The organism is Rathayibacter sp. AY1C9 (assembly GCF_002932315.1).
Taxonomy (GTDB): domain Bacteria; phylum Actinomycetota; class Actinomycetes; order Actinomycetales; family Microbacteriaceae; genus Rathayibacter.
Window position 1 is genome coordinate 1 of record NZ_PSVZ01000043.1, and the last position, 10,987, is coordinate 10,987.

A 10,987-nucleotide genomic window follows, 5' to 3' on the forward strand; every position below is an offset into this window, starting at 1 on the left:
AAGGGAGCCGGTACCCCACCTGTGGAGGGAAGGACCGCCGGCGAGCGCGGGCTGGTGGCTCGGCTCAGGAATCGCGCGGACAGCGGTGTGCGAGCCCGCGCTCGCCGGCGGTCCTTCCCTCCACAGGTGGGGTACCGGCTCCCTTGTCCCGATCCTGGTCACGGGCCCCGGCCCGATGTCGGTGGTCGCTGATTCAATACACGTATGAGAAGTTCGGGTGACGCGGTGCAGGTGGTCGAGGCGGTGCGCGCGGTCGAGACGGCGCAGACGCTCGACGCGGTGCGCGCGCTCGCCGGTCTCGCGGCGGGGCTCGCCCGCTCCTCGGCGCCGGTGCTGCTCGCGGGGGCTGTCGCCCTGCACACGGCGTACCGGGCGGCGCTGCTCGTGCCGGAGTCGTTCGCGCGGGGGAGCCGTCTCTCCCGGAGCGAGGCGGGAGACCTCGTGGAGCGCTCGATCCGAGCCGAGTTCGCGACGGCGCTCGGGATGTCGGAGCGCGTGGCGTCTCGGCGTCTCGAGCACGCTCGGCTCCTCATCGAGGACCTCCCGGCGACCCGCACCCTCCTGGCCGAGGCCCGGATCCTCTGGGAGGCCGGCGAGGTCGTCTGCGCCGCCGCCGCGACCCTCCCCGCTCCGTCGCGCGCGTCCTTCGACGAGCGGGCGGCCACCGCGGCGCTCTCGCAGACGCCCACCCAGCTCCGCCGGACCGTGGCGCGGTTGCGCGACGAGCTGCACGAGCAGCCGTTCACCGAGCGCCACGCCCGCGCCCGAGAGGATCGCAGCGTGTGGCTCGGAGCAGAGGCCGACGGCATGGCCACGCTCTGCGCCCTGCTGCCGGCCCCGGTCGCGGTCGGCGCCTACAACCGTCTCGACCGGATCGCCCGCTCGCTCCGCGACGGGGCGGACGCGGCGGGGATCGGGTTCGGTGCAGGTGCAGGTGCAGGTGCAGGTGCAGGTGCGAGTGCGAGTGCGAGTGGGAGTGCGAGTGCGACTGCGACTGCGACTGCGACTGCGACTGCGACTGCACAGAGCGGTGCTGGTGCCCGTGGCGATGCTCCGGTGGCAGTCGGCGCACGGACGGACGCTGGTGCTGGTGCTGGTGCTGGTGCTGGTGCCGGGCTCGGCGCGGAGACGGGTGGCGGCGCCGGTGGAGACGCTGACATCTCCCTCGGCGACGGCCGGACGCTCGCGCAGCTGCGGGCCGACGCGCTCGTCGATCTGCTCATCGACGGCGACATCTCCGCAGACGGATCCTCGGGAGAAGGAGCGAGCGCCGTCCGTGCCTCGGGCTCCGGAATCCACGCCTCGGTCTCCGGAGTCCGCGCCGACGTGCGCCTCACCCTGGCCGCCAGCACCGCCGTCGGCCTCGACGACGCGCCGGCCGAACTCGACGGCTACGGTCTCGTCCCCGCCGACGTCGCCCGGGAGCTCGTCCGCACGGCGGCCACCTTCACGCGGGTGCTGACCGATCCGGACACGGGAGTGGTGACGTCGGTCGGCAGGACCCTCCGCGTCCCGCCCCCTCGGATGCGCCTCCAGCTGCAGCTGCGCGACCGGACCTGCCGGTTCCCCGGCTGCACCCGCTCGTCCTCGACGGCCGAGGCCGATCACACCCTCGAGTGGCGGAACGGAGGCGAGACCGCCCTCGGCAACCTGGCCTCGCTCTGCGTCGCGCACCACCACGTCCGCCACGGCGACCGCTGGACCTACGCCCTCCATCCGGACGGCACCGTCGTCTGGACGACCCCCACCGGCCGTCGGATCACCGACCGACCGCGGGCGCTGCCCGGGGCTCCGCTGCCGCCCACGCGACGACCGACGCCGCAGTCGGCGCAAGAACCGGAGCCGGAGCCGCAGCCGCACCCGCTGTCACCACGATCCTCGTCATCGCAGCTGAGGTCATCGCGACCGTCGTCACCTCGACCGTCGCCATCGCTGCTGGCGCCGACGCGGCCGCGGTTCGTGGACGCGCCTCCGCCGTTCTGATCCGCAGCCCGACATGCCGGGCGATTCGACACTCCGTCGGCCGCGAGGCGGTGAATCGCCGTGCCTGGACACGCCCAGGCGCCCTCGCGCTCTCTCACCTCCGGCGCCGCGAGGTCCGTCGGCACGTTGGCGCTTCGTCGAGCCCCGAGCCCCGAGCTCCGAGTTCCGAGCCCCGAGCCCCGAGCCCCGAGCCCCGAGCTCCGAGCCCCGTGTCCCGGAGCTCCGAGCCTCGACCCCCGTGTCCCGTCGTGCTTCGGCGCTTCGGGGCGTCGGCCACCGCGTCCCGGTCCGCCCGCGTTCCGGTCCGCCCGCGTTCCGGTCCGCCCGCGTTCCGGTCCGCCCGCGTTCCGGTCCGCCCGCGTTCCGGTCCGCCCGCGTTCCGGTCCGCCCGCGTCCCGGTCCGCCCCTGTCCCTGGTCCGGCCCTGTCCCTGGTCCGCCCCTGTCCCTGGTCCGCCGCTCCGTCCCGGTCCGCCGCTCCGTCCCGGTCCGCCGCTCCGTCCCGGTCCGCCGCTCCGTCCCGGTCCGCCGCTCCGTCCCGGTCCGCTCCGTCCCGGTCCGCTCCCGTCCCGCTCCGGCTGGCGGACGCCCCCGCCGCGCAGGAGAGCCGTCGAACTCGGGAGATCACGACCGGACGACCTCCACGTGGTTCACGTTGTCCGCCGCCCGCCGCCCGCAGCGTCCGTCGGCACTCTCCTGCCCCGTCCTCTCCGGCACTGCCCCGTCCTCTCCTTCCACGTCCTCTCCTGCCCCGTCCGGTCAGGAGCGCCCCGCCGCGGCGACCGCTCCACTCCGCCCGTGCCCCCGCCCGTGCCGCCGCCCGACCTCACCGGATGCCGCTGCGCGCGAACCCCTGCACGAAGTAGCGCTGGAAGCACAGGAACAGCAGCACCATCGGCAGCACCGACACCAGCGCCAGCGCCATGCTCGCGCTGTAGTCAGGCGTCGACTGGCCCTTGAGGTAGAGCAGGCCGATCGGCAGCGTGAACAGCTCGTTGTCCTTCAGGGCGATCAGCGGCCAGGCGAAGTCGTTCCAGCTGCCGAGCAGAGTCAGCAGGATCAGGACGGCGATCAGCGGCTTCGAGAGCGGCAGCACGATCTGCAGGAACACCCGCAGGTGGCCGGCGCCGTCGATCCGCGCCGCCTCGATCAGCTCCTCCGGGATGGAGAGGAAGAACTGCCGGGCGAGGAAGATCCCGAAGGCCGCCGCTGCTCCGGGCAGGATCACCGACCAGTAGGTGCCGTAGATCTGCAGTCCGGTCACGAGCTTGAACTGCGCGACCATGATCGCCTGCACCGGGATCATCATCGTGGCCAGTGCGAGCAGGAACAGCAGGTTCCGCCCGGGGAAGCGCAGCCGCGCGAAGCCCCAGCCGGCCAGCAGGTTCACCACGACGGTGAACACCGTGACGAACACCCCGATCACGACCGAGTTGACGAACCACTCGCCCACGGGGAAGCGCGCGAACACCGTCGCGAAGTTCTCGAACGAGATCTCGCTCGGCCAGAAGCGGGGCGGGCCGGGCGCGAACACCTCGCCGCGCGGCGAGAAGGCGATGACGAGCATCCAGTACAGCGGGAAGAACACGATCGCCGAGGCGACGATCGCGACGACGAGGCGGACGACGAGTCCGGAGCGGGAGCCGTCGCGGCGGGAGGGGCGCCGGCGCGGGGTCTCGCGGGCGGTGGCCGCGGCGACCGCGGCGGGCGTGGTGACGGTGGAGGACGACATGAGGGCTCCTAGTCGACGAGGTCGCGCGTGCGGCTCGTGCGCCACTGCAGGTAGGTGAAGGCGAGGGAGACCAGCAGGATGACGACGCCGAGCGCGGCGCCGTAGCCCTGCTCGCGGACCTGGAAGCCGTTGCGGTACGCGTAGGTGCCGAGCACCGACGTGGAGAAGCCGGGGCCGCCGCCCGTCATCACGAAGACGATGTCGAAGACCTGGAACGAGGCGATCACGTTCATGATCAACAGGAAGAAGGTGGACGGGCCGACCAGCGGCACCGTCAGTGCGCGGAACTGCTGCCAGCGCGTCGCTCCGTCGATCCGCGCGGCCTCGTAGAGCTCGGGCGAGACGCTCTGCAGGCCCGCCAGGTAGATCACCATGTTGAAGCCGATCCGCAGCCACACCGCGGTCAGCATCACCGAGATCATCGCCGCGGAGCCGTCCGACTGCCAGGCGACCGGCGAGGCGCCCAGCGAGCTCAGCACCTTGTTCACGATGCCCGAGGACTCGCTGAAGATCGTGACCGCGATCATCCCGGAGGCGACGCCCGAGATCACCAGGGGCAGCACGATCACCGTGCGGAAGATCCCGCGCGCGGGCAGGACGGAGTTGAGCAGCACGGCCAGGCCGAGGCCGCCGGCGAGCTCGAGCGGCACGGTGACCGCGGTGAAGAGGAGCGTGTTGCCCAGGCTCTGCCAGAACACCGGATCGGCGCCCATCCGCAGGTAGTTCGCGAAGCCGACCCACTCGGGCGTGCCGAAGCCGCGCGACTCCTGGAACGAGAGCTGGATCGCCCAGAGGATCGGCACGAACAGGAACAGCGCCATCAGGAGCAGGTTCGGGCCGACGAAGCCGAAGCCGGCGAGGGCCTCGCGCCTGCGGGCCGACCGCGGCCGGGCGGAGGAGCCCGCCCGGCCGCGGAGGGTGGTGGCGGTCATCAGCTGGTCGCCTGCTGGATGGCCGCACCGAGGCCGGAGAGGGTCTCCTCGGTGCTGCGTCCGCCGACGAACGCCTCCTCGAGCTGGTCCTGCATCGCGACCGAGATCTTCGCGAGGAACGGCGAGGTGAGCTGCTGCACGTCCCGCGGGGTGATCGTCGCGGCCTGCTCGACGAACACGGGCATCACGTCCGGGCGCACCGCGAAGTCGATCGACGCGGGGTCGATGTCGGACCGGGTGGGCAGCTCGTTCGTCGCCGCGCAGAACTCGGCCATGGTGTCGGCCTGCGTCATGAACGAGAGGAACTCGGTCGCGAGCTCCGGGTCCTCGGTGTCGGCCGTGGCGACGAGGGCGTTGCCGCCGAGGTCGGTCGCGCCGCGCTCGTCGACGGGCATCGGCGTGGCGGTCCACTCGAAGTCGGCGAGGTCGTCGATGTCCGGCACGAGGAAGGACCCGGCGAAGGCCATCGCCGCGGTCTGCTCCGTGAAGAAGGAGTCGGCGTAGGTGGCGGACTTCACCGAGCTGGTCGGCGGGACCCAGTCGTTGTCGAAGAAGCTCTTGGTGAAGTCCAGGGCCTTCGCGCCCGCGGCGGAGTCGATCGCCGGAGTGGTGCCGTCCTCCTCCAGGAGCGTGCCGTCGGCCTCGAACAGCCAGCTCAGCCAGCGGGGCGTGCCGCCGAGCTGCCAGTTGTAGACGAACGGGTACTGCTCGGCGGGCAGGCTCGCGCGCAGCTTCGCGGAGGCGTCGGCGAACTCCTCCCAGGTCCACGCCTCGTCGGTGGTGGTCGGCACGTCGGTGATGCCGGCCGCCGCGAGCAGCTGCGTGTTCACCAGCAGCGCCGACACGTCGGTCTGGTGCGGGACGCCGTAGGGCTTCCCCTCGAAGGAGACGGCCTCCTGGAACGCGGGCGTGAAGGAGTCGAAGTCGTCGATCCGGTCGGTCAGGTCGAGCAGCTGCTCCTGGCTGGAGTAGACGCCGAGGTTGCCGTAGTCGACGCGGAACACGTCGGGGGCCTCGCCCGACGACAGCTGCGCGTCGATGTTGCTGAACATCTGGTCGTAGGGGACGACGTTGAGCTCGACGCTCGCCCCCTCGTGCTCGGCCTCGAAGTCGGTGATCAGCGACTCGAAGGCCGCCTGCTCGGACTCGCTGGCCCAGGTGGTGAAGGTGATCGAGTCGGCGTCGGCCGAACCGCCGCCTCCTCCGCCGAAGCCGCTGCAGCCGGTGAGGGCGGCGGTCGACGCCAGGACGGCGGCGAGGGGGATGAATCGTCTACGCATGGGTGGTCTCCTGCTGTGAAGGGTCGGACGGGGGCGGGGTCGGAGGGCCGCGTCAGGCGGGGCGGCGGAGGGCGGTCTCGACGAGCGAGACGAGGCCGTGCGGGCCGAGCTGGCCGACGAGCAGGTCGAGCGGAGTGGGGACGGGCAGCGCCGAGGCGGCGCGGCCGAGGCGGGAGGCGGGCACGGGGGCGGCCTCGCGCTCCTCCGGCTCCGGGTCGGCGAGGGCCAGCGCGACAGTGGCGGCCACGTCCTCGACCGCGCGGACGCAGCCGAAGCGGACGATCCGCTCGTCGTCGATCAGGGCCTCGCCGTAGCCCGCGCGGAACGCCGAGCGCTGCACGTCGCTGATCGGCCGCGAGTAGATGACGCCCAGCTCGATCAGGAGCAGGTCGGCCTCCCGCGGGGCGACGGTGGCCTCGTCGAAGTCGATCAGCCAGGGGCGGCCGCTCTCGTCGATGACGACGTTGCCGGGATGCGGGTCGCCGTGGAGGGGCACGCGGGAAGTGGGCGTGCGGGCGCGCTTCAGCCGCCGCTCGGAGCCGGCGAGGGCGTCGAGGCGGGAGCGGTTCGCGCGCCACAGCGCGGTGAGGCGGGGGCGGGGCTCCGGCTGCGCATCGATCCTCTCGTCGGTCTCGGCGAGGAGGTCGGCGAGCGGACGGCGGACACGGCGGATGCCCCGCCGCACGGGAGGCGCGAGTGTCGGCGGCTCGGCGTCGTGCACGGAGCGCAGGACCGCGCCGAACCCCTCCCAGTCGAGGGCGTCCTCGCCGGAGTCGACCGCGTCCTCGCCGAGGATCCACGGCGCGACCGAGACCCGCAGCCCCCGGTCCTCCGCCCAGGGGCGCCCGTCGGAGGCGCGGTGCGGCGCCGCGACGCCCGGCACCCCCGCCTCTCCCAGCGACGCCGAGAGCGCGAGTCCGAAGCGCCCGTCGCGGGCCGACGCCTTGACGCTCCAGAGCGCTCCGGAGCCGTCGGCCGCGCACCAGACGCGCGCTCCGTGGTCGAGTCCGCCGACGACGGGCTCCAGGTCGACGAGGCCGACGCCGAACTCGCGGCGCACCAGAGCGCGCGCCCAGGCGCCCGCCTCCTCGATCGTGTCCATCCCGCTCATGCTGACGTGCGGGCGCCCCGCGAGCAGGTGCTTGCGCGATCGGTGATCGTAGGCATGGGTGCGGGCTGAGCCGCGTCTCAGGCTCGCGCAGGGAAGAGGGCGAGCCGCTGCTCCGTCCCCTGCTGCCGGACCATGAGAACGGGAGCCGCGAGCGCGTGACCGTGGTGGTAGCCCGTCACCGACTCGGGGGCGTCCCCGGCGGTGAGGGGCAGGAACGCGACCGGCGAGAGGTCCGCGTCGGCACGGAACAGCGAGAGCGCCCTCGCGGTGACGACGGCCAGCAGCACGGGGTCCGGCTTCGCCGCGCGCAGCGCGGGGAGGTCGACCGCGGCTCCGGCGACCGCGAGCGTCCGCAGCGAGGCCAGCGTCTCCGGAGTGTTCAGCACCGCGGTGACGCCGCCGTCCGGATGCTCGGCCCGCAGCCTCTCGAGGCTCGGCCGTGACCACCGCTCCTCGACGCACCGCCGGAGCCCGAAGCCGAGCCCCGCGACGATCACCGCGGCCACCGCGAGCACCACGCCCCACCCTCCGTAGAGCTGGAACGCCCGGGCCCCCGACCACGCCGCCGCCACGACCACCGTCGCCCCGAAGAACGCCTCGCTCCCGAGCGACCGCAGCCGGGTCGACTGCACTTCCTGCGTCACGAGCGCTCCTCCGGGTCGGGCGGACCTCCGGGCGGGATCACGTCAGCGCATGATCGCACCGGCGCCTGCGGGTCGGGCGGGGATCCGTCCCCTCGCGCGGGAGGCCGGCTCAGCGCCCGCGCCGCGCCCGCGGATCGGTGAGGAGTCGGACCGGGGGGAGGTCGGCCAGGTCGGGGGACACGAAGCCGAGCACGTCGGAGTGGTGGTCAGCGGAGGCACGGCGGAGGAAGGACCAGCACTTGAGCGAGGACGGGCGCCGGTCGAGGGGGAGGGGAGCGGCCTCCACGATGATCACGGTGGCGGAGCGGTGCAGGATCCGCACGGGCACGCGGCCCTCGCGGCCGTCGACGGTCCAGCTGGAGACGCCGCGGATGCGGCCGTCCTCGCGGTCGACCCCGACGGTGAGGACGCTCCGGAAGTCGTCGGACGCGGCGCCCATGCCGATCTGGAAGTCCCCCTCCGCGCCGTCGAGCACGAAGGCGACGTCGAGTCCGCGGCGGTGGCGGACGGTGAAGGTGGCGAGCAGGGGACCGCTCCCGAACCTCAGGGCCTCGTCGCGGGCCTGCCGGACACGCTGCTCCGCGTCGTCCCTGTCCATGGAGCCACTCCTGCCGTTCGGGCGGAGCGGGGCCCGCGCGCCCGTCGAGCCTAGGGGGAGCGGGACGGCGTCACCCCGCGCGAGGCAGCGTCACCCGGAAGCGGGCGCCGACGGGCCCCGCCTCCGCCACGAGGTCGCCGCCGAGAGCCCTCGCCAGCCCGCGCGCGATCGGCAGGCCGAGGCCCGAGCCGCCGTCGGCGCGGTTGCGGGCGTCGTCGAGGCGGACGAGGCGGTCGAAGACGCGCTCACGGTCGGCCTCGGCGATGCCGGGGCCGTCGTCGTCGACGGTGATCGTGACGGAGTCGGCGGCCGCCTCGACGGCGACGTCGATCCGCGAGCGGGCGAAGCGGGCACCGTTCTCGAGGAGGTTGCCGAGCACCTGGGCCAGCCGGTCGGCGTCGGCGCTGACCCGGAGCGGCTCGGCGGGCCGGTGCAGCTCGATCGCGAGGCCCGGGCGGCGCAGCTCCTGGCGCTCGATCGCGGCCTCGGCGACGCCCGCGGGGTCCAACGGACGCGACTTCAGAGCCAGGCCCTCGTCCAGCCGCGCCATCAGCAGCATGTCCTGGATGAGGCGGCCCGCGCGCAGCGACTCCCGCACGACGTGCACGGAGAGGCGCTCGCGCTCCTGCTCGCCGCCGTCGCCGCGGACGAGCGCGTCGGCGGCGGCCTGGATGCCGGCGACCGGCGTCCGCAGCTCGTGCGCGGCGTCCGAGACGAACGCGCGCATCCGCTGCTCCGCCGCGAGGGCCGTCGCCTCGGCGGCGAGGGCGCTGCGCTCGGCCTGCTCGAGGTCGTCGAGCATCTCGTCGAACGCGGTCGCGGTGCGGCCGAGCTCGGTCCGCGGGCGGGAGGGGCGCAGCCGCCGCCCGCGGTCGCCGTGCGCGATGTCGCGGGCCACGTCGGTCATCCGCTCGAGGGGCCGGAGGGTCGCGCGGACCACGACGATCAGCGCGAGGGCGGCCAGCACGAGGAACACGGCCGACGCGCCGAGCAGGATCCCGTTCAGCTGCGCGAGGGTGCTGCCCACCGATCCGGCCTCGCTGGTGAGCTCGAGGCGGGTGCCGTCGCTGAGGGTCGACTCGAGGGTGATCAGCTCGTCGTCGGCGGCGACGCTGCTCGAGACGACGGTGACGGCGGCGGACGCGGCTCGGGGCGGGACGGCTCCGGAGGAGGAGCTGGTGCCGGGAGGCGACGGCGGCTCTCCGAGCTGGTCGGCGGCTCCCGGGCCCAGGCGCAGCTGCTCCGGGCTCGGCCCGGCCACGACGTCCTCGCCCTCGGGGCTCGTGATCCGCACCGAGACGCCCTGCGCCGAGAGGCGGGAGGCGAGGGCGTCGTCGGCGATCGTGCCGACCAGCGCCGCGGCGGCGGAGGCGCGGTCCTGCAGCCGCTCCTCGATCTGGTCGCGGAGGCGCTCGCCGAGCACCGCCTGCACCGTCGCCGAGAGGGCCAGGAGCAGCACGGCCAGCAGAGCGAGCACGGCCAGGACGGTGCGGAGGCGGAGGGAGCCGGTCCGCAGCGCGCCCGGCTGGGCGCGGCTCACGCCTCCACCCGGTAGCCGAGGCCGCGGACGGTGTGCACGAGGCGGTCGCCGTGCGCCTCCATCTTCTTGCGGAGGGAGCTGAGGTGCACCTCGACGAGGTTCGGGTCGACGTGGTCGTAGCCCCAGACCTGCGTGAGGATCTGGGTCTTGGTGAGGGTGCGGCCGCGGTTCCCGGCGAGGAAGGCGAGGAGGCGGAACTCGGTCGCGGTGAGGTCGAGGGCGACGCCGCCGCGGCGGGCGCGGCCCGACTCCGGGTCGACGACGAGGTCGCCGATCTCGACGACGGACGGGATGCGGCCGCGGCGGCGCAGCACGGCGGTCACGCGCTTGACGAGCTCGGCGAGCACGAACGGCTTCACCACGTAGTCGTCGACGCCCTCGTCGAAGCCGCGGAGGCGGTCGTCGACCGCGTCGCGGGCGGTGAGCATGATCACGGCCGCGTCGCTGCTGCGGCGGATCCGCTCGGCGAGCACGATGCCGCTCGGGCCGGGGAGCATCCAGTCGAGGATCACCAGGTCCGGAGCGAAGGTGCTCAGCTCGCGGGCGAGGTCCTCGCCGGAGACGAGACCGCGGACCGTGAAGCGCTCGCTGCGCAACGCGGTCTCGACGGAGGAGCGGATGGCGTCGTCGTCCTCGATGAGGAGCACACGGGCGGAGGAGGGCATGTGGTCGAACCTAGGGGCCGCGGATCGGGGCGCACCCGGCGTCTGCTGTGGAGGGTCTGTTCTTAAGTCCGGCTTCAGATTCGCCTTCGAATCTGAAATGGAACCGGCCGCAACCGATCCCGAACGGGGTCGGCACCGGGCCGGAACGAGGAGACATCCATGACCGAGTCGACCACCCCCGCCGAGAAGGGCTCGAGCTTCGGGCCGCGCCGTCCGAAGAAGCGCGCCCTGACCATCGGCATCGCTGTCGGCGCCCTCGGACTCGTCGCGCTCGGCTCGACCGCCGCGTTCGCCGCGACGCCGTCGAGCACGCCGACCTCCAGCGCCACACCGCTGCACTCCACCTCGACCGACGCTCCGTCCACCGGTGCGCCGTCGACCGGTGCGCCGTCGACGGACGCGCCCGCCGAGGGCACCGCTCCCACCCCGCCCGGCCCCGGCCGGTGCGGCCCCGCCGGCCCCGGCCGGGGCCGGGCGGGGTGGGAGCGGTGCCCTCGGCGGGCG

Annotated in this window: 10 protein-coding genes; 2 read left to right on the forward strand and 8 right to left on the reverse strand. The window is 74.0% G+C overall.

Annotation, left to right across the window (positions count from 1 at the left end; translation table 11 throughout):
- Window positions 1-204 precede the first annotated feature (204 nt).
- Window positions 205-1,983 (forward strand): HNH endonuclease signature motif containing protein, encoded by a 1,779-nt coding sequence (locus C5D09_RS16515; RefSeq protein WP_104269798.1) that lies wholly within the window; start codon window positions 205-207, stop codon window positions 1,981-1,983.
- Between the two features lie 824 nt (window positions 1,984-2,807).
- Here C5D09_RS16515 and C5D09_RS16520 read toward each other — a convergent pair.
- The 8 genes from C5D09_RS16520 to C5D09_RS16555 all read right to left on the reverse strand — a co-directional run bounded on the left by C5D09_RS16520 (window position 2,808) and on the right by C5D09_RS16555 (window position 10,483).
- Window positions 2,808-3,713 (reverse strand): carbohydrate ABC transporter permease, encoded by a 906-nt coding sequence (locus C5D09_RS16520; protein WP_104269799.1) that lies wholly within the window; start codon window positions 3,711-3,713, stop codon window positions 2,808-2,810.
- Window positions 3,714-3,721: 8 nt separating this feature from the next.
- On the reverse strand, window positions 3,722-4,645 hold the full coding sequence (locus C5D09_RS16525) for a carbohydrate ABC transporter permease (RefSeq protein ID WP_104239656.1): 924 nt from the start codon (window positions 4,643-4,645) through the stop codon (window positions 3,722-3,724).
- Entirely contained in the window at window positions 4,645-5,925 is a 1,281-nt protein-coding gene (locus C5D09_RS16530) for a sugar ABC transporter substrate-binding protein (RefSeq protein ID WP_258067041.1), read from the reverse strand. Before C5D09_RS16530 ends, C5D09_RS16525 begins: the two co-directional genes overlap by 1 nt.
- Window positions 5,926-5,977: 52 nt before the next feature.
- Complete coding sequence (locus C5D09_RS16535; protein WP_104269800.1) at window positions 5,978-7,027, reverse strand: aminoglycoside phosphotransferase family protein; 1,050 nt, start codon at window positions 7,025-7,027, stop codon at window positions 5,978-5,980.
- 86 nt (window positions 7,028-7,113) lie between these two features.
- Entirely contained in the window at window positions 7,114-7,680 is a 567-nt protein-coding gene (locus C5D09_RS16540; RefSeq protein ID WP_104269801.1) for a hypothetical protein, read from the reverse strand.
- A 109-nt stretch (window positions 7,681-7,789) separates the two neighbouring features.
- Window positions 7,790-8,278, reverse strand: a complete 489-nt coding sequence (locus C5D09_RS16545) for a hypothetical protein (protein ID WP_104269802.1) — start codon at window positions 8,276-8,278, stop codon at window positions 7,790-7,792.
- A 70-nt stretch (window positions 8,279-8,348) separates the two neighbouring features.
- Entirely contained in the window at window positions 8,349-9,818 is a 1,470-nt protein-coding gene (locus tag C5D09_RS16550) for a cell wall metabolism sensor histidine kinase WalK (RefSeq protein ID WP_104269803.1), read from the reverse strand.
- A complete protein-coding gene (locus C5D09_RS16555; protein ID WP_104225192.1) occupies window positions 9,815-10,483 on the reverse strand; it encodes a response regulator transcription factor in 669 nt (222 codons plus the stop codon). Before C5D09_RS16555 ends, C5D09_RS16550 begins: the two co-directional genes overlap by 4 nt.
- 159 nt (window positions 10,484-10,642) lie before the next feature.
- Here C5D09_RS16555 and C5D09_RS16560 point away from each other — a divergent pair.
- Window positions 10,643-10,987, forward strand: a 345-nt coding sequence (locus C5D09_RS16560) for a hypothetical protein (RefSeq protein ID WP_374953814.1), incomplete at its 3' end; no start/stop codon positions are given.

Bases quoted from the DNA above. Each gene is read 5' to 3' on its own strand.
- C5D09_RS16515 (WP_104269798.1), top strand. From the start codon at position 205: ATGAGAAGTTCGGGTGACGCGGTGCAGGTGGTCGAGGCGGTGCGCGCG.
- C5D09_RS16525 (WP_104239656.1), bottom strand. From the start codon at position 4,645: ATGACCGCCACCACCCTCCGCGGCCGGGCGGGCTCCTCCGCCCGGCCG.
- C5D09_RS16530 (WP_258067041.1), bottom strand. From the start codon at position 5,925: ATGCGTAGACGATTCATCCCCCTCGCCGCCGTCCTGGCGTCGACCGCC.
- C5D09_RS16520 (WP_104269799.1), bottom strand. From the start codon at position 3,713: ATGTCGTCCTCCACCGTCACCACGCCCGCCGCGGTCGCCGCGGCCACC.
- C5D09_RS16545 (WP_104269802.1), bottom strand. From the start codon at position 8,278: ATGGACAGGGACGACGCGGAGCAGCGTGTCCGGCAGGCCCGCGACGAG.
- C5D09_RS16535 (WP_104269800.1), bottom strand. From the start codon at position 7,027: ATGGACACGATCGAGGAGGCGGGCGCCTGGGCGCGCGCTCTGGTGCGC.
- C5D09_RS16555 (WP_104225192.1), bottom strand. From the start codon at position 10,483: ATGCCCTCCTCCGCCCGTGTGCTCCTCATCGAGGACGACGACGCCATC.